Below are 18,828 nucleotides of genomic sequence, written 5' to 3'. Positions count from 1 at the left end.
TCACTGTTTGTCTTCTTTTTTAGTTTCCTGATGGAAGATGTTTTGCCAAGTCTCATGGCGACGCCAGATACTGGTATGGACGATGCCATCTAGCTCATAGCAAATGAGCTTGGTTTTCTGACTAATGGAAGTGATTTGAATATCCTTAATAGCAGCTTTAAGTTCTTTTTCGGCTTGATAAGCGACTTTATCCATCTGCTCTCCATCTTGACGGATATAGAGAAAGTCCTCAGCAAGGAGTTCTTCTAGCTGATTTCCTTGGTCAATCAATTGCTCACGCATGAGCAGTTTTTTATAGACATTGTCTAAAATCTCGTCCTCAGGTATGGGAGCTGGCTCGATATGGACATCGGTATCAAAGACTCCAAAACGCTCTTCCAGCATGGATTCGACCTGGTCCGCAATTTCGTGACTCTCATAGACTGATAAGTCGGGATTCATTTCTAAGGTGATATCAAGGTAGATATTGCTACCGTAGGTACGCCCTCTTTGGGACTTGACCTTACTAATCTTTGGAATCTCCATGATGGCCTTTTGGTAGTCCTCTAGCAGACGGTCATCAAAACCATCTGAAAGACTGAAGGAAGACTCGATAAAGATATCATAGGCTGTTTTTAAGATAAAGAAGGTGATGATGATAGCGACCAATTTATCCACGATAGGGTAATTGAAACTGCTGGCTAGGATAGCAATGGTCGTCCCAAGCGAGGTGACAGCATCGGAAAGATTGTCCTTAGCAGCTGCCTTGAGAGCCTTGGATTTGGATTTCTTACTGAGGCGTGTGTTATAGAGATAAACAGCAAACATGACCGCTGCTGAAATGATTCCTAGAATCGCTCCCAAAGGATCAATAGGTGTTTGTTCCCGACTAAGGATTTTCTGAATGGTGTCCCGAAGCACATCAAAACCAACATAGAACATGATGATGGAAGTAATCAAGCTAGCCAAATCTTCAATCTTCCAGTGACCAAAGCGATGGTCACGGTCTGCAGGTTGGCGGGCCATCCGAATCCCAATCAAGAGAGCAACGTTTCCAATGATGTCCGATACGTTGTTGAAACCATCTGCCACCAAACTGGAAGAATGCAGGAGGTGGCCAGTTGCCAATTTTGCAGCAGACAAGAGGAGGTAGGTCGAAATGCTGATAATGGCTCCGCGCTCTGCCAATTTGAGATTTGACATGGATTGGTTCATCGGGCTTCCTTTCTAGTCATATAGTATTCTACCATTATACTGGTTTTCAAGGGAAAATTCAAATTTAGTCTTGTTTCATCTGATTTAAACCCTTGAAAATTGTTCAAATTTTGATATAATAGTACTACTCAAGGGAGTAGCTGGCAGAAACCTGTGATAGTGTCGTCATTCCGAATTGTATACTGAAAAGTATGTTTTCCGGCACTATCTTAAACAGCGAGACTTGTTATGATTAACAGGTCTCTTTTTGTTTGTCATAAAACTAAAAGAGAACTTGTTTTGCACACAATGTCAAGGAGGAGACACATGTCAAAAGAACAAAAACGCCAAGCGTTTTACACTCAAAGTCCTGAAGAGGTCTTGAAGTCAGTTGAAGCAACTGAGCAAGGTCTTTCGTCAAGCGAAGCGCAGAAACGTCTAGCTGAATATGGACGCAATGAACTGGAAGAGGGTGAGAAAAAATCTCTCCTAGTCAAGTTTATCGAGCAATTTAAGGATTTGATGATTATCATCCTAGTTGCTGCGGCTATCTTGTCCGTCATAACTTCTGGTGGGGAAGATATCGCAGATGCCATCATTATCCTAGCCGTGGTTATCATCAACGCTGCCTTTGGTGTTTACCAAGAAGGAAAAGCAGAAGAAGCCATCGAAGCCCTCAAGTCTATGTCTAGTCCAGCTGCTCGCGTTATTCGTGATGGGCACATGGCTGAGATTGATTCCAAAGAATTGGTACCAGGTGATATCGTTGCCCTTGAAGCTGGTGATGTAGTGCCAGCAGACCTACGTTTGCTAGAAGCTAATTCTCTTAAAATTGAAGAAGCAGCCTTGACAGGTGAGTCTGTTCCAGTCGAAAAAGACTTGACTGTCGAGCTCTCTGCAGATGCTGGTATTGGTGACCGTGTCAATATGGCCTTCCAAAACTCAAATGTGACTTATGGTCGTGGTCTTGGTGTTGTTGTCAATACAGGTATGTACACTGAAGTGGGTCATATCGCTGGCATGCTCCAAGATGCGGATGAGACGGATACACCACTTAAACAAAACTTGAACAACCTTTCTAAGGTTTTGACCTATGCGATTTTGGTTATTGCCCTTGTTACTTTTGTAGTTGGAGTCTTCATTCAAGGTAAAAATCCACTTGGTGAGTTGATGACCTCTGTTGCGCTTGCTGTTGCAGCCATTCCAGAAGGACTTCCTGCTATCGTGACGATCGTTCTTGCCCTTGGTACTCAAGTTTTGGCCAAACGAAACTCTATCGTTCGTAAGTTGCCAGCAGTAGAAACACTTGGTTCAACAGAAATCATCGCTTCTGATAAGACTGGTACGCTTACCATGAACAAGATGACAGTCGAAAAAGTCTTCTACGACGCAGTCCTACATGACTCAGCTGATGATATTGAACTTGGCTTGGACATGCCCCTACTTCGTTCGGTTGTCTTGGCCAATGATACCAAGATTGATGCTGAAGGTAACCTGATCGGGGATCCAACGGAAACAGCCTTCATCCAGTATGCCTTGGACAAGGGCTACGATGTTAAAGGATTTTTAGAGAAATATCCTCGTGTAGCTGAATTGCCGTTTGACTCAGATCGTAAACTCATGTCAACGGTTCATCCATTGCCAGATGGTAAATTCCTCGTGGCAGTCAAGGGGGCTCCAGATCAACTTTTGAAACGCTGTGTTGCTCGTGATAAAGCTGGAGATGTTGCTCCGATTGATGAGAAAGTCACTGAATTAATCCATACAAATAACTCGGAAATGGCTCACCAAGCCTTGCGTGTCCTTGCAGGTGCTTATAAGACTATCGACAGTATTCCAGAAAATCTTACTTCTGAAGAGCTTGAAAACAACTTGATCTTTACTGGATTGATTGGAATGATTGACCCTGAACGTGCCGAAGCAGCAGAAGCTGTTCGTGTCGCTAAGGAAGCGGGAATCCGTCCAATCATGATCACTGGTGACCACCAAGACACAGCAGAAGCTATTGCCAAACGTTTGGGAATTATCGACGAAAATGACTCGGAAGACCATGTTTTGACTGGTGCTGAGCTTAACGAACTTTCTGATGAAGAATTTGAAAAAGTCGTTGGTCAATACTCTGTCTACGCGCGTGTATCTCCAGAACACAAGGTTCGTATCGTCAAGGCTTGGCAAAAACAAGGTAAGGTTGTTGCTATGACAGGTGACGGTGTTAATGATGCGCCAGCTCTGAAAACAGCCGATATCGGTATCGGTATGGGAATCACTGGTACAGAGGTTTCTAAGGGGGCTTCTGACATGATTCTTGCAGATGATAACTTTGCGACCATTATCGTCGCAGTTGAAGAAGGACGCAAGGTCTTCTCAAACATTCAAAAGACTATTCAGTACTTACTTTCTGCCAATACTGCTGAAGTATTAACTATCTTCTTATCAACCTTGTTTGGTTGGGACGTCTTGCAGCCAGTTCATCTTTTGTGGATCAACTTGGTAACCGATACCTTCCCAGCTATCGCTCTTGGTGTTGAACCTGCTGAGCCAGGTGTTATGACCCACAAACCTCGTGGACATAAGTCAAGCTTCTTCTCAGGTGGTGTTTTGAGTTCTATCATCTATCAAGGTGTACTCCAAGCAGCTATTGTTATGAGTGTTTATGGACTTGCAATTGCTTACCCAGTTCATGTGGGTGACAATCATGCCATTCATGCGGATGCCCTTACTATGGCCTTTGCAACCCTTGGTTTGATTCAACTATTCCATGCCTACAATGTCAAGTCTGTTTACCAATCCATCTTGACAGTTGGCCCATTCAAGTCTAAGACCTTTAACTGGTCCATCTTGGTATCCTTCATCCTTCTGATGGCGACCATCGTTGTAGAACCACTTGAAGGTATCTTCCACGTAACCAAACTAGACTTGTCACAATGGGCTATTGTTCTAGCTGGAAGCTTCTCAATGATACTTATCGTCGAAATCGTCAAGTTTGTTCAACGTAAACTTGGTCTTGATAAGAACGCGATTTAAAAAGAAAGTCATCTTCGGATGGCTTTTTTTGCATTTGAGGGAAAGGACTAGAAGTTGCCCCCTTTTGTGCTATAATAAAGTAAAGATGTAAGGAGCGTAAGAGAATGGAAAAGAAAATTGTCCGAGATGTCTTATTCTTGTCGCAGGTCTCGAAACCTGCAAGTCAGGAAGACCTTTATCTGGCTAAGGATTTGCAGGATACCCTGCTGGCTAATCGCGAGACCTGTGTCGGTCTAGCGGCCAATATGATTGGTGTGCAGAAGCGTGTCATTATCTTTAATCTTGGCTTGGTTCCCATGGTTATGTTTAATCCCGTTCTCCTTTCCTACATAGGACCTTACGAGACAGAGGAAGGGTGTTTGTCCTTGACTGGGGTGCGATCAACAACTCGTTATGAAACGATTATGGTTTCCTATCGAGATAGTAAGTGGCAGGAACAGACCATTACGTTAACAGGTTTTCCAGCTCAGATCTGCCAACATGAACTGGATCATTTGGAAGGACGGATTATTTAGGAGGAATTCAGATGAAACGCATACTATTTGAACTTGTTTTTATCGCAACGACCTGGTATATATTTTTACCACCCTTCAATCTGACTAGTTGGGAATTCATCTTCTTTCTCTGTGGGCATTTGGTGGTGATGGGGATTTTGTTTAGTTTCCGCAAGGATACCAATCTCCTCAAAACTGTTCACCTACGCCATGGCAAGGCTACCAAAGATCTCAATCTAGAAGGATTCCTTTTTACCAAACTTAGTAGAGGATTGTTTCTGACTGCAGCTATCATTTTTGCCCTTGCTGGTCTGGTAAGCCTAGTAACCTCTAGCTTTTTCCAAGCAAAAAGTTATGCTAATGTAGTGTCTATCACAGAAAAAGATTTTAAAGATTTTCCTAAGAGTGATACCAGTAAGGTTCCAATCCTAGATCGGAGCACTGCAGAGAAGATTGGAGATCGTTATCTAGGCTCTCTGACGGATAAGGTCTCCCAGTACGTAGCAGCAGATACTTATACCCAGCTGACGGTTGATGGCAAACCTTATCGAGTAACTCCTTTGGAGTATGCCGACCCGATCAAATGGTTTAATAATCAGTCCAAGGGAATTGGCGAGTATATCAAGGTTGATATGGTGACAGGAAATGCGGAATTGGTGGATTTAAAAACGCCAATGAAGTATTCAGACTCCGAGTATTTTAACCGAGACGTCAAACGTCATCTTCGGATCAAGTACCCAACCAAGATTTTTAAAACGCCCTCCTTTGAGGTGGATGATGAAGGCAATCCTTTCTATGTAGCAACCGTTTATCAAAAGCAGTTTGGTCTAGGAGTTCCTCGCCCTTCGTCTGTTATTATCTTAGACGCCACCAATGGAGAAACCAAGGAATACAGCTTGGATGAAGTACCAGAATGGGTGGATCGTGTCTATCCAGCAGAAGAAACCATCCAGCAAATCAACTATAACGGCAAGTATAAAGACGGCTTCTGGAATGCCTTGATTTCTAAGAAAAACGTTACCCAAACGACCGAGGGCTATAACTATCTTTCTATCGGAAATGACATTTATCTCTACACTGGGGTGACTTCAGCCAACGCTGACGAAAGTAATCTAGGATTTATCCTTGAAAATATGCGCACTGGTGAAATCACCAAGTACAATCTAGCTTCAGCAACCGAAGAATCAGCCCGTGCTTCCGCAGAAGGAGCAGTGCAGGAAAAAGCCTATAAGGCGACCTTCCCTATCCTTGTCAATCTCAATGACAAACCGCTCTACATCATGGGATTGAAGGACAATGCAGGTTTGGTCAAGGAGTATGCTTTGGTTGATGCAGTAGAGTACCAAAACGTCATCGTAGCAGCTACAGTAGATGAACTCCTCAGCAAATATGCCAATAAAAACGACCTCGAGCTGGATAATGAAACGGTAGAAAACATCAAGGGAGTGGTTTCAGACCTTAAATCAGCTGTTATCAAGGGTGACACCGTCTACTTCTTCAAAGTTGATGGCAAGATTTATAAAGTCAAGGCTTCCGTGTCAGACGACCTTCCTTACCTTGAAAATGGCCAATCCTTTGAAGGTCAAGTTGGAAAAGATAATTATCTCAAGACCTTTAAAGTACAATAATACTCTTCAAAAATCAAATTCAAACTACGTCAGCGTCGCCTTGCCGTACTCAAGTACTGCCTGCGGCTAGCTTCCTAGTTTGCTCTTTGATTTTCATTGAGTATAAAAATAGGTTTTCTCAGTTCAAGGAGAAAAAAGATAAATTCTTATCTATCTTAACAAGCTTAGCTGGCACAGCCCTTGTTCTCGTGGCTATCTGGTTAGAATGGCCAAAATAAACAGAGAAACCTCGGTGTGAACCGAGGTTTTTAAGATGAAATTCTTGGTCGTGATTGAAAAATATGCTACACTAACAATATGAAAATTTTAATCCCAACAGCAAAAGAAATGAACACAAACCATCCTTGTATCGAAGCGCTTCCCTTGAGGGAAGAAAGTCAGGCAGTTCTTGACTCACTGGCGCACTACTCAGCTAGTGAATTAGAGACTTTTTATAAGGTATCTGCCGAGAAAGCAGAAGAAGAGTACAGCCATATTCAAGCTCTAAAAGATCGAAGGGCTAAGCATTATCCAGCCTTGAAACTCTTTGACGGTCTCATGTATCGCCACATCAAACGAGATGGGTTAACCGAGGCTGAACAAACCTATCTTGAAAATCATGTCCTGATTACCTCGGCTTTATACGGTGTTGTCCCTGCCTTATCTCCCATGGCTCCTCACCGTTTGGACTTCTTGATGAAGTTAAAAGTGGCTAGAAAAACCCTAAAGACTCATTGGAAATCAGCCTATGATGAGGCACTTCAGGACGAGGACTTGATATTCTCACTCCTATCATCAGAGTTTGAAACCGTATTTTCGAAGGAAATTAGAGAAAAGATGGTGACCTTCAAATTTATGGAGGACAAGGCAGGCCAGTTGAAAATCCACTCAACCATTTCAAAAAAAGCCCGTGGTGCCTTTTTGACCGCCTTGATAGAGGGGCAAATCCATACAGTCGAACAAGCTCGCAAGCTCAGTTTTGCAGGCTTTGACTACCGACCTGATTTATCAAATGATTTAGAACTCGTCTTTGTGAAACAAGCATAAAACCAGCTCATTCGAGCTGGTTTTTGCTAGATTAGTTGATGGCTACAAGAAGGTCGTCCGCTTGTTTTGCAAGTGATGAAGCAGTTGCTTCTTCTAACACCAATTTTCCGTCTGCCCAAGCAGAGTCATTGACACGAGCAGCTGTAAAATCACCAACGACTTGTGTACGGATAAATGGCAAGAGGTCTTTGTAAATAGCAAAGAGTTGATCGTGACCAGCATTGGCTACAGATGAGACAGTAACAAACTTGTCTTGGAGGGCAGAAGCACCACGTGTATCAGACAAGTCAATGGCGCGAGAGAGCCAGTCAAGCAAGTTTTTCACTGTTCCAGGGATAGAGAAGTTGTAGACTGGAGAGAAGATCCAGATAGCATCCGCAGCAAGGACTGCTTCACGAGCAGCAGCTACAGCTGGATGAGTTGGAACTTCCAAATCTTGGCTGAAGAGAGGAACAGCTGAGTAATCAAGATAGCTAACTTCTGCTTTTCCAGCAAGTGCTTTTTCAGCTTCGAGGGCCATTTGGTGGTTGAAAGAACCTTGGCGTAGTGAACCGACGATAAATAATACTTTTTTAGACATGATGTGTCTCCTTTAGTTTAAAATTCAAAGAGCGAACTCTTTTGTTACCATCCATGTTACAACAAATGATACTAATTAGCAATAATTTTGCTCACAAATTTTTAAATTTTTTTAAAATCTGGATTAAGTCTTCCTTTTCGCCATCTTCCAAGATGCTGAGTGCTTCTACGATAGAATCGATATGGTCAGGAAGAACCTCCTCGATTTTTCTGCGTCCTGCAGGTGTTAATTTCAGGAAAAAGGAGCGACGATCCTTGGGGTCGCAAGTTCTAGAAATCCATCCATCTCGAACCATATTTCGAATGACAACAGTCATGTTTCCAGAAGTGGCCAACATTTTTTCAATCAAATCCTGAATGCGTAGTTCCCCCTTGCTATAGAGGGTTTCCAAAACTGAAAATTGGGTGGGTGTTAGCCCGTGTTCTTTAGCAGCCTTGGCTTCATATGGTTTAAAAGTTCGTATGGCTTTATTGAGGACGATAGCCGTTTTTAAGTCTAGTTGATTATCGGAAATTTTCTCTTTCAAATATTGTTTCATAAGGCTATTTTATCAATAATGAGAGAGAAAAACAAGAACTTATATTTTATAGGAAAAGAATCTTAGAATGTTCCCGTCTTCACTTGTAATAAAGAAGGAGAGATGGTAAAATAGACGAGTGAAACTAAGACAGAAAAAAGCAAAAAACAAGCTACTTTTACAGTATGGAATCGGCATTGCTCTGGTAGTACTAGTCATGACCACTTCCTTCCTTTATCTGATATCACTCAGCATGAAACCCTATCAAGATGCTAGAGTTGAGGGAGAAAAACTAGCCAAGCAGTATGCAGAATTGGAAAAGGCAGATCAGGTTGATTTTTATAATGGACTAGAAGGTTATTACAGCGTTTTAGGACATAATAAAAAGCAAGAGGCCATTGCCGTACTGATTGAAAAGAATGACCACAAGATTTATGTTTATCAGCTTGATAAAGGGATTTCTCAAGACAAGGCAGCGACGATTTCGAGGGAAAAAGGAGCTAGCGACATTGACAAGATTACTTTTGGTCGCTATCAGGACAAGCCGATTTGGGAAGTTAAGTCAGGAAAACAGTACTATCTGGTTGACTTTGAAACAGGAGCAGTGATCCAATAAGGAGGGCATATGAAACTATCCAAACGTGTACTAGAAATGGAAGAAAGCATCACTCTAGCTAGTGATGCAAGAGCCAAAGCATTAAAAGCTCAGGGAAAGGATGTTCTTTTCTTAACCTTGGGACAGCCTGATTTTCATACTCCTGAAAACATTCAGGATGCAGCGGTAGAAGCGATTCGAGATGGACGAGCTTCCTTTTATACAGTTGCTTCAGGCCTACCAGAGTTAAAAGCGGCGGTTAATACCTATTTTGAACGCTATTATGGGTATTCTGTTGCAGCCAACGAGGTTACCTTTGCCACTGGTGCTAAGTTCTCTCTCTACACCTTCTTTATGGCTGTGGTCAATCCAGGTGATGAAGTCATTATCCCTACACCATACTGGGTCAGCTATGGAGACCAGGTCAAAATGGCAGAAGGAGTGCCAGTCTTTGTCCAGGCAAAGGAAGACAATCACTTTAAAGTAACAGTAGAGCAGCTAGAAGCAGCGCGAACAGATAAGACCAAGATCTTAGTTCTCAATTCACCATCGAATCCGACCGGTATGATTTACTCTCGTGAGGAACTCTTGGCTATCGGAAATTGGGCTGTTGCGCATGATGTCCTTATCTTAGCAGATGATATTTATGGTCGTTTGGTTTATAACGGGAACGAATTTGTTCCAATTTCTAGTCTGTCAGAAGCCATTCGCAAGCAAACCATCGTGATTAACGGTGTATCTAAGGCCTATGCCATGACTGGTTGGCGGGTAGGTTATGCAGTAGGAAATCCTGAAATTATTGCTGCCATGAGCAAGCTAACAGGACAAACAACCTCCAACCTGACTGCTGTATCACAATATGCTACCATTGAAGCCTTAACTGGGCCACAAGACTCTGTCGAAACCATGCGCCAAGCATTTGAGGAACGCCTTAATACCATCTATCCTCTCTTGTGCCAAGTGCCAGGATTTGAAGTAGTCAAACCCCAAGGTGCCTTCTATCTTTTCCCAAATGTTAAAAAAGCGATGGAAATGAAGGGTTATACCGATGTGACAGAGTTTGCAACGGCTATTCTCGAAGAAGTCGGTCTGGCCTTGATTACAGGAGCAGGGTTTGGTGCGCCTGAAAATGTTCGTCTCAGCTATGCCACAGACTTGGATACCTTGAAAGAAGCTATTCGTCGTTTGCACCAGTTTATGGAAAAATAAAACTTAGAATCTTCGCCTTTTTAGCGAAGATTTTTTGTAACGAAAATCTCGCGATTTTTATCTAGTAGAACCTAGCTATCACAGTCTATTTATGGTAAAATAGTGGGTAATGATGTCTTCGGACAAGTTAAACGAAAAAAGGAAGATAGATTATGACAAAACGTGTAACAATTATTGATGTAAAAGACTACGTTGGTCAAGAAGTGACCATCGGAGCCTGGGTTGCCAATAAATCAGGAAAAGGGAAAATTGCCTTCTTGCAATTGCGTGATGGAACAGCCTTCTTCCAAGGTGTAGCCTTTAAACCAAACTTTGTAGAAAAATTTGGTGAAGAGGTAGGTCTTGAAAAATTTGAAACGATCAAACACTTGAGTCAAGAAACTTCTGTTTATGTGACAGGAATTGTCAAAGAAGACGAACGTTCTAAGTTTGGCTATGAGTTGGATATTACAGACATCGAAGTGATCGGTGAATCTCAAGACTACCCAATCACACCAAAAGAACACGGAACAGACTTCTTGATGGACAACCGTCACTTGTGGCTCCGCTCTCGTAAGCAAGTAGCAGTGATGCAAATCCGTAACGCTATCATCTATGCAACTTATGAGTTTTTCGACAAGAACGGCTTCATGAAATTTGATAGCCCAATTCTTTCAGGAAACGCGGCTGAAGATTCAACAGAACTCTTTGAAACAGACTACTTTGGAACACCAGCCTACTTGAGTCAATCAGGTCAGCTTTACCTAGAAGCAGGGGCTATGGCTCTTGGTCGTGTCTTTGACTTTGGTCCAGTATTCCGTGCTGAAAAATCAAAAACACGCCGTCACTTGACTGAGTTCTGGATGATGGATGCGGAGTACTCTTACTTGACACATGATGAGTCACTTGACTTGCAAGAAGCTTACGTAAAAGCCCTTCTTCAAGGTGTTCTTGACCGTGCACTTCAAGCCTTGGAAACCTTGGAACGTGATACAGAGCTCTTGAAACGCTACATTGCAGAGCCATTCAAACGCATCACTTACGATCAAGCCATTGACCTTTTGCAAGAGCATGAAAATGATGAAGATGCTGACTACGAGCATCTTGAGCATGGCGATGACTTTGGTTCACCACACGAAACATGGATTTCAAACCACTTTGGTGTGCCAACATTTGTTATGAACTACCCAGCAGCCATCAAGGCCTTCTACATGAAACCAGTTCCTGGAAATCCAGAGCGCGTGCTTTGTGCAGATTTGCTCGCACCAGAAGGATATGGAGAAATCATCGGTGGTTCTATGCGTGAGGAAGACTACGATGCTCTTGTTGCTAAAATGGAAGAACTTGGAATGGATCGTACAGAGTATGAATTTTACCTTGACCTTCGTAAATATGGTACAGTACCACATGGTGGATTTGGTATCGGTATTGAACGTATGGTCACTTTCGCAGCAGGTACAAAACACATCCGTGAAGCTATTCCATTCCCACGTATGTTGCACCGTATCAAACCATAAACTAGTAAAAAGAAGATAATTTCATCTTCTTTTTTCACTTTTATCTTGCTATCTGTCAGTTTTTCTAGTATAATGGTTTATTGTGAGCGAACCTCACTTACCCCTTGCAAAGACTGGGGGTCATTAGACCAAAAGGAGGAACATATCAATGGCTAAATACGAAATTCTTTATATCATTCGTCCAAACATTGAAGAAGAAGCGAAAAACGCTTTGGTAGCACGTTTTGACTCTATCTTGACTGACAACGGTGCAACTGTTGTTGAATCAAAAGATTGGGAAAAACGTCGTCTTGCATACGAAATCCAAGATTTCCGTGAAGGACTTTACCACATCGTTAACGTTGAAGCAAACGATGACGTAGCTCTTAAAGAGTTTGACCGTCTTTCAAAAATCAACACTGACATTCTTCGTCACATGATCGTCAAACTTGACGCGTAAGAAGGTAGATTATGATTAACAATGTTGTACTTGTAGGGCGTATGACGCGTGACGCTGAGTTGCGTTATACCCCATCAAATGTAGCAGTTGCGACTTTTACTCTTGCAGTAAACCGTACATTTAAGAGTCAAAATGGCGAACGTGAGGCTGATTTTATCAATGTCGTTATGTGGCGCCAACAAGCTGAAAATCTTGCTAACTGGGCTAAAAAAGGCTCTCTTATCGGGATCACAGGTCGTATTCAGACTCGAAGTTACGATAACCAGCAAGGACAACGTGTTTACGTAACAGAAGTCGTGGCGGATAATTTCCAAATGTTGGAAAGCCGCGGAGTGCGTGAAGGACATTCAGGTGGAGCTTATTCCGCACCAACTGCTGGTCAATCAGCACCTGCAAACCCAGTACCAGACTTTTCACGTTCTGAAAATCCATTTGGAGCAACAAATCCATTGGACATTTCAGATGATGATTTACCATTCTAATGGACAATTAATACTATAAAGGAGAAAAAACATGGCTCAACAACGTCGTGGCGGATTCAAACGCCGTAAAAAAGTTGATTACATCGCAGCAAACAAAATTGAATATGTTGATTACAAAGATACTGAGCTTCTTAGCCGTTTTGTTTCAGAACGTGGGAAAATCCTTCCTCGTCGTGTAACAGGAACTTCAGCTAAAAACCAACGTAAAGTAACAACAGCTATCAAACGCGCTCGCGTAATGGCTTTGATGCCTTTCGTAAACGAAGATTAAAAAAGAGGTCCACTGGACCTCTTTTTCATGAGCTTGAAAACAAGAAAGCGAATTAAGACCCGGGTGGGTCTTTTTTACGAGCTTTGAAACGAGGGAGCGAGTTGGGTCCAGTGGACCTCTTTTCATGAGCTTGAAAACAAGAAAGCGAATTAAGACCCGGGTGGGTCTTTTTTTCACGAGCTTTGAAACGAGAGAGCGAGTTGGGTCCGGGTAGACCTCTTTTTCATGAGTTTGAAAATAAGAAAGCGAATTAAGATTCTTACTGTGAACAATCAAAAGCATATATTTCTGGGCCTAGTAGGATTCTATTTTTAGTTTGCTAGGTCTTTCTTTTTATCTCTATTATCGTGCTATAATAGTGGAAGAAGGCTTTTAAGGAGTACCTTATGGAAACAACGTGTCTGATTAGAAAAATGCAAACATCTGATGTTAAAGAACTATCCCAAGGTTTTATCAATCAAGGTTGGCCGGGTAGAGAAGAAATTTTGGCTAGGTATTTTCTTGAACAAGAATGTGGGGAGAGAGAAGTCTTAGTTGCAGAGGTTGAGGGTGCTTTAGTGGGTTATATCACAATTTTGCCCTGCGCTAAGCAGGGGCCTTTTGCAGAAATCTATCCAGAACTCTCAGATTTCAATGTCTTTGAACCTTTTCAAAATCAAGGTATTGGAAATCTCTTGCTGGAAGAAGCAGAAAAACGAGTTAGGCTCACATCGGATAAGGTGACCCTTGGTGTTGGGCTCCATTCAGGGTATGGACCTGCCCAGAGATTGTACATCAAACGAGGCTATATTCCAGATGGGACGGGTGTTTGGTATCAGAACCATCAACCGGGCATGAATGCGGTTTGTGAAGATATCGGAGAATTGGTTTTGTATCTGTCGAAAAATTTGTTTTAAGACAGATTTTATAAGGTTTAAATTTTAAATATAGTAAACAACAATCACAGTCCCTTTTTCATTCGAAAAAGGGATTTTTTGTTTGAAATTGTTTGATTTATTCCTCAAAGTGATAAAATATAATTGTTTGAAATGTCAAGATAAAAATAAATATCGAAAAAAACATATAAGGTTTAGTTTTTTTAAATACGAATTCTTTTGAAAGGTCTTAAAATTTCCTAAAATAAGGCTTTTTAAAGGTTGTAAATAATATTGTTACAAAAAGGTTACAAATTGTTAAAATTAAATTAAATGCAATAATATAATTTGGAAAAAATTTGACATATAAATTAATTGACGGTAAAATAATTAAGATAATCAAATTAATTGATTTGCGCAATAATTCGATATAAAGATTAATCTGATGTGTCAAATTTTATTATAGTAGAAGGATAGCATAATGAAGAAACTGAAAGTGATGGTTGTTTTTGGGACACGACCAGAAGCTATTAAAATGGCCCCTTTAGTGTTAGAATTGCAAAAACATAGTGACAGCATTGAGACGATCACAGTTGTGACAGCTCAGCATCGCCAAATGCTAGATCAAGTTCTTGAAACTTTTAGCATTGAGCCACATTATGACCTGGATATTATGGGGAAAAATCAATCCCTTTTAGATATTACTGGAAAAATTTTAGAAAAGTTTGATCCAGTTGTTAAGCAAGAACTTCCAGATATGGTTCTTGTTCATGGAGATACAACAACAACTTTTGCAGCAAGTTTAGTTGCTTTCTATAATCAGGTACGTATCGGCCACGTTGAAGCCGGGCTAAGGACCTTTGATAAGTATTCTCCTTTCCCAGAAGAAATGAATCGTCAGATGACTGATAACCTTGCGGATCTTTATTTTGCTCCAACTAGTGAGAGTAAAGAAAATCTCCTCAAGGAAAATCACCCTGAGTCTGCTATTGTCATTACGGGGAATACAGCCATTGATGCCTTGAAACTAACCGTTCAATCGGATTACTATCATGAAGTTCTAGATCAATTGGATCCAGATAAGAAACTTGTATTGGTAACCATGCACCGTCGTGAGAATCAAGGTCAACCAATGAGAAATGTCTTTACAGCTTTACGTGAGATGGTTGATCTTCATCAGGAAATTGAGGTTGTTTATCCTGTTCACCTCAGTCCTGCCGTGCAAGAAGCAGCAAACGATATCTTAGCTGGTCACGATCGTATTCACTTGATTGAGCCTTTAGATGTACTTGATTTTCATAATTTGGCTTCAAGAAGCTATTTTATCATGACTGACTCTGGAGGTGTTCAGGAAGAGGCACCTTCTCTCGGCAAACCTGTCCTTGTCCTTCGTGACACGACGGAACGTCCAGAAGGAGTAAGAGCAGGTACGTTGAAGCTAGTTGGTACGTATCCAGTACGTGTGAAAGAAGCAATGGCAGCACTCTTAACAGATGAAACTCTTTATAGACAAATGTCTCAGGCACCAAATCCTTATGGAGATGGAAGAGCTTCTGAACGAATCGTACAATCCATTCAACAGTACTTTGGGGCAGCGACTTCTGTATCTGAATTCAAAGGGGGGAAATAAGATAAAATGAAAAATTGGAGTCAATTTAAAAACTGGCTTATGGCTTTGCTTGCTTGTGAGGTCATTCTTTTGGTGCTTTGTTTTTTGTATGCTCGAGCAATCATTTTAGAACAAATCTTGTTTTTGGCTTTAGCCTTGTTTGCCGTGTTGGTATTATCTGACCTTTTGCTTACTTGGACCCTTATCTTAGCATTTGGTTTTGGACTTATCGTTTTGGTTGCGGGTGTGGTTTACATCCCAATCATGCAACTGATCTTCTTATTAATCAGTTTTCCTCTTTTGATTGGGATTCTACTTAAGGTTCGTTATTATTTCTTCAAGGTGGCCTCAAAGGTCCAAGAACAGGAAGACGCAGCTCGAGCAGATTACCAAGCTATGGTCACTGAACAAAGTGATGTTACGGTTCAATCTTTATTGATTCATTGGGCACATGAAGATTTGTTCTTCCAGATTAAACCAAAAGAACATAACCAGATGCTCAGTCGTATTCAAGAGGGAATTGCTCAGGAATTGAGTTACAATGATAAGCTCTATTACGTTTCGGATGGTAATTTTCTCGTTCTATCGAGTACTAACCAACATTCTTTGAAGGAACTTTATTTGAATGGTTTGCAGGAGAAACTGAGCAGTTTAGTTTTTCATGGAGAAGATGGCAATCAAGGAATTCAGTTCCAAACAGGCTATTTGGTGATTAACTCTGATAATAAAGATAAATACCAAGACTACGCGGATGTCGCCAGTCATCTCAAACGTCAACTAGAGACAGATGTAATTGTAGAATATTAGGAGGGAAACATGACTTTAACCGAACTATTTTTTGGTATTGCTTTGGCACTCAGTCTCGCCTTTGGCATTTGTTTTATCATACTATTTATTGCATACAATATTCTTTACCATCGAGTGAACAAAAATTTTAAGGCGGTGAATCATGATTAGTCAAATGGTAATGATTTTTACCTTGCTTACAATTTGGATTTCTCTAGCTTGGGGCTTGGTAATTCTCTTTTCGGCAGTACACTTTTGGTTTAAACACAGTGATTTTCGTGTAGACACTTCGCCGCTACCTTATTATCCTAAGGTCACCATTGTTGTTCCTGCTCATAATGAGGATGTGGTTATTGCCCAAACGGCAAAAGCTATCTTGGATATGAATTATCCTCACGATCGTGTGGAATTGCTCTTATTTGCGGATAACTGTTCGGATAACACTTATGCTGAATGCTTGTCTGTACAAGCCATGCCAGAATATGCTGAAAGAAATCTAACCATTATAGACCGTACTGGTACGGGAGGAAAAGCGGGCGTTCTAAACGATGCTTTGGAGATGGCAACAGGCGAATACATCTGTGTTTATGATGCGGATGCTATGCCTGAAAAGAACGCCCTTTATTTCCTTGTCAAAGAAGTGATGAAGGACCCAGAACGCCACGTGGCATCTTTTGGCCGCAACAAGACTCGAAACGCCAACCAAAATTTCTTGACTCGTTGTATCAACCAAGAGATCGTTGTTACTCAGCGCGTGCACCACGTTGGGATGTGGCATCTCTTTAAAATTGGGCGTATCCCAGGAACCAACTTTATCATTCAAACCGACTTTGTAAAGAGTATCGGTGGTTGGAAAAATGGTGCCTTAACTGAGGATACCGATATTTCCTTCAAAATCATGCAGAGTGGTAAATTGATTGCCCTTGCCTATAATTCAGAGGCTTTCCAACAAGAACCTGAGACCTTAAAGAGTTACTATATGCAGCGGAAACGTTGGGCGAAAGGAAATTATGAAGTTGTTCTCTCGAACTTTAAGCATTTATTTGGCAGAGCAAACTGGCGCGTTAAACTAGAAGTCTTTAACTATTCTTGTGTTTTCTTTTGGTTTAACTTTGCTATTGTTCTTTCGGATTTGATTTTCCTAGCGAATGTGCTAGCGATCTGTCTTAATCTTTTCTTCCCAGATGTCAGGGTTCCATTTGCTTTTGATGCGGACAATATCTACATCGCCCAGCTCATGCTCTTTAACTGGATTCTCATGATTGGTCTCTATTTGATGCAAATTATGACAGCATTGGCAAGTCAATTTGGACAAGCGACAACTAAACAAATCTGGTTAGCCCTGGCAGCCTATTTCTCTTATGCACAGATGTTTATCGTTGTATCCGTTGATTCCATTTCTTCAATCGTGCTGGATAAAGTACTCCGACGAAAAGAAACCAAGTGGGTTAAAACCAAACGATTTGCAGGATAGGAGGTTCTATGAAAACGAATAAATTAAAATATGTCTGGTTTGTGCTCATCCTTTCTATCTTTTGTTTAGCCTTGTTTTTAGCAAGAGGAAGGAGTAAAGTCGAGATGCGTAATCGAATTTACAGCCAATGGAGCCAACAGTTCCTTGTTACAAAAGGTGATCAGTCTTATGTTCGTACGACAAATGATTCTGAGGAAACGACAGTTCTATCAGAAGCCCAAAGTTACGGCATGCTCATAACGGTTTTAGCAGCCCAAAAAGGGCAAGCAAGTCAAGCAGATTTTGAGAGTCTTTATCGCTATTATCAAAATCATCGTATCGAGGGAACGCAGTTGATGTCTTGGAAGCAAGTGATCACAAATGGTAGTGAAACGGTTGAGAAGCAGAACGCAACTGATGGGGATCTCTACATCGCTTATTCTTTGATTGAAGCTGCCAAGCAGTGGCCAGATAAGGCGCAGGAATACCAAGCGCAAGCTAAAAAAATCTTGGATGATATCCTTAAGTACAACTACAATGAAGAGACAGGTGTTTTAACAGTAGGAAACTGGGCAAACAAGGATTCTGATTATTATTACTTGATGCGGACGTCTGATACTCTTCCTCACTATTTCCAATCTTTCTATGACCTGACTGGAAACAAACAGTGGTTAGATGTTAAGGATAAGATGCTTGGGCAATTGGAGCAAATCAGTTCTCATTCTGATACGGGTCTCTTGCCAGACTTTATCTGGGCTGAGAAGTCTGAGGCACGTCTTGTTGATGCCAACACTATCGAATCTCAATACGATGGAGCGTATTCTTATAACGCTTGTCGTTTGCCTTATCACCTGTCACAGAGCCAGGATGAAAGAAGCCAAAAACTCGTTCAAAAGATGATGGATTTCTTTATGAAAGAGCAACGCATTTATGCTGGATATGACTTGAATGGATCTGCCCTCAATCAATACCAGGCAGGTAGTTTCTTGGCACCGATTACCTATGCATCTGACAAGGGAGAAGGTTATCTAAAACTTCTTCAGCAAAATAAATACATTTTCACACAAGATTTACCTTTGGACAACTACTATGATGCAACGATGATTACCATGATTGCTCTAGAGATGTTCTAGGATGAAAAGAGAGGGCTAGTTTTACTGGCTCTCTTTTTGATAGGATTTTCATCTTTTTT

20 protein-coding genes are annotated in these 18,828 nt (G+C 41.3%); 17 read left to right on the top strand and 3 right to left on the bottom strand.

Annotation, left to right across the window (positions count from 1 at the left end; genetic code table 11):
- The gene (gene mntE, locus P8P68_RS04050; RefSeq protein WP_223331652.1) at positions 1-1,194 is read right to left on the bottom strand and encodes a CDF family manganese efflux transporter MntE; all 1,194 of its coding nucleotides are present in this window, start codon (positions 1,192-1,194) and stop codon (positions 1-3) included.
- A 306-nt stretch (positions 1,195-1,500) separates the two neighbouring features.
- On the opposite strand from mntE, the gene P8P68_RS04045 reads away from it, so the two are divergent.
- The 5 genes from P8P68_RS04045 to yaaA all read left to right on the top strand — a co-directional run bounded on the left by P8P68_RS04045 (position 1,501) and on the right by yaaA (position 7,345).
- Entirely contained in the window at positions 1,501-4,197 is a 2,697-nt protein-coding gene (locus P8P68_RS04045) for a cation-translocating P-type ATPase (RefSeq protein ID WP_278276225.1), read from the top strand.
- A 104-nt stretch (positions 4,198-4,301) separates the two neighbouring features.
- On the top strand, positions 4,302-4,712 hold the full coding sequence (locus P8P68_RS04040; RefSeq protein ID WP_278276224.1) for a peptide deformylase: 411 nt from the start codon (positions 4,302-4,304) through the stop codon (positions 4,710-4,712).
- 11 nt (positions 4,713-4,723) lie between these two features.
- The gene (locus P8P68_RS04035) at positions 4,724-6,319 is read left to right on the top strand and encodes a hypothetical protein (protein WP_000821456.1); all 1,596 of its coding nucleotides are present in this window, start codon (positions 4,724-4,726) and stop codon (positions 6,317-6,319) included.
- An 86-nt stretch (positions 6,320-6,405) separates the two neighbouring features.
- Positions 6,406-6,537 carry a DUF3953 domain-containing protein gene (locus tag P8P68_RS04030; RefSeq protein ID WP_002879846.1) on the top strand — a complete coding sequence of 44 codons (132 nt, stop codon included), beginning with the start codon at positions 6,406-6,408 and terminating at the stop codon, positions 6,535-6,537.
- Positions 6,538-6,616: 79 nt separating this feature from the next.
- On the top strand, positions 6,617-7,345 hold the full coding sequence (gene yaaA, locus P8P68_RS04025; RefSeq protein WP_000697798.1) for a peroxide stress protein YaaA: 729 nt from the start codon (positions 6,617-6,619) through the stop codon (positions 7,343-7,345).
- Between the two features lie 31 nt (positions 7,346-7,376).
- Here the strand turns inward: yaaA and P8P68_RS04020 are convergent, their stop codons facing one another.
- The gene (locus P8P68_RS04020; RefSeq protein WP_000039627.1) at positions 7,377-7,925 is read right to left on the bottom strand and encodes an NADPH-dependent FMN reductase; all 549 of its coding nucleotides are present in this window, start codon (positions 7,923-7,925) and stop codon (positions 7,377-7,379) included.
- Positions 7,926-8,016: 91 nt separating this feature from the next.
- Positions 8,017-8,463: a MarR family transcriptional regulator gene (locus P8P68_RS04015; protein WP_000816316.1), complete on the bottom strand. Its 447-nt coding sequence runs from the start codon at positions 8,461-8,463 to the stop codon at positions 8,017-8,019.
- A 118-nt stretch (positions 8,464-8,581) separates the two neighbouring features.
- Here P8P68_RS04015 and P8P68_RS04010 point away from each other — a divergent pair, with 118 nt between their 5' ends.
- From P8P68_RS04010 to P8P68_RS03955, 12 genes are all read left to right on the top strand, one after another.
- Positions 8,582-9,058, top strand: a complete 477-nt coding sequence (locus P8P68_RS04010) for a DUF5590 domain-containing protein (protein WP_000776857.1) — start codon at positions 8,582-8,584, stop codon at positions 9,056-9,058.
- 9 nt (positions 9,059-9,067) lie between these two features.
- The gene (locus P8P68_RS04005) at positions 9,068-10,246 is read left to right on the top strand and encodes a pyridoxal phosphate-dependent aminotransferase (RefSeq protein ID WP_278276223.1); all 1,179 of its coding nucleotides are present in this window, start codon (positions 9,068-9,070) and stop codon (positions 10,244-10,246) included.
- Between the two features lie 149 nt (positions 10,247-10,395).
- On the top strand, positions 10,396-11,742 hold the full coding sequence (gene asnS / locus P8P68_RS04000) for an asparagine--tRNA ligase (protein ID WP_278276300.1): 1,347 nt from the start codon (positions 10,396-10,398) through the stop codon (positions 11,740-11,742).
- A 148-nt stretch (positions 11,743-11,890) separates the two neighbouring features.
- The gene (gene rpsF, locus P8P68_RS03995) at positions 11,891-12,181 is read left to right on the top strand and encodes a 30S ribosomal protein S6 (protein ID WP_278276222.1); all 291 of its coding nucleotides are present in this window, start codon (positions 11,891-11,893) and stop codon (positions 12,179-12,181) included.
- Positions 12,182-12,192: 11 nt separating this feature from the next.
- Positions 12,193-12,663 (top strand): single-stranded DNA-binding protein SsbA, encoded by a 471-nt coding sequence (gene ssbA, locus P8P68_RS03990; protein WP_000609592.1) that lies wholly within the window; start codon positions 12,193-12,195, stop codon positions 12,661-12,663.
- Positions 12,664-12,694: 31 nt separating this feature from the next.
- On the top strand, positions 12,695-12,934 hold the full coding sequence (rpsR, locus tag P8P68_RS03985; protein WP_000068664.1) for a 30S ribosomal protein S18: 240 nt from the start codon (positions 12,695-12,697) through the stop codon (positions 12,932-12,934).
- A gap of 386 nt (positions 12,935-13,320) precedes the next feature.
- Positions 13,321-13,830, top strand: a complete 510-nt coding sequence (locus P8P68_RS03980) for a GNAT family N-acetyltransferase (RefSeq protein WP_278276221.1) — start codon at positions 13,321-13,323, stop codon at positions 13,828-13,830.
- Positions 13,831-14,269: 439 nt separating this feature from the next.
- Complete coding sequence (gene wecB, locus P8P68_RS03975; protein ID WP_278276220.1) at positions 14,270-15,418, top strand: UDP-N-acetylglucosamine 2-epimerase (non-hydrolyzing); 1,149 nt, start codon at positions 14,270-14,272, stop codon at positions 15,416-15,418.
- 6 nt (positions 15,419-15,424) lie between these two features.
- The gene (locus P8P68_RS03970; RefSeq protein WP_278276219.1) at positions 15,425-16,204 is read left to right on the top strand and encodes a hypothetical protein; all 780 of its coding nucleotides are present in this window, start codon (positions 15,425-15,427) and stop codon (positions 16,202-16,204) included.
- A 9-nt stretch (positions 16,205-16,213) separates the two neighbouring features.
- On the top strand, positions 16,214-16,354 hold the full coding sequence (locus P8P68_RS03965) for a hypothetical protein (RefSeq protein WP_000176306.1): 141 nt from the start codon (positions 16,214-16,216) through the stop codon (positions 16,352-16,354).
- Positions 16,347-17,657 (top strand): glycosyltransferase, encoded by a 1,311-nt coding sequence (locus tag P8P68_RS03960; protein ID WP_278276218.1) that lies wholly within the window; start codon positions 16,347-16,349, stop codon positions 17,655-17,657. Before P8P68_RS03965 ends, P8P68_RS03960 begins: the two co-directional genes overlap by 8 nt.
- 8 nt (positions 17,658-17,665) lie before the next feature.
- Positions 17,666-18,769, top strand: a complete 1,104-nt coding sequence (locus tag P8P68_RS03955; RefSeq protein ID WP_278276217.1) for a glycosyl hydrolase family 8 — start codon at positions 17,666-17,668, stop codon at positions 18,767-18,769.
- The last annotated feature ends 59 nt before the right edge of the window (positions 18,770-18,828 follow it).

It is taken from the genome of Streptococcus sp. D7B5, from assembly GCF_029691405.1.
Classification (GTDB): Bacteria; Bacillota; Bacilli; order Lactobacillales; family Streptococcaceae; genus Streptococcus.
This window is presented reverse-complemented; position numbering and strand designations above follow the sequence as displayed.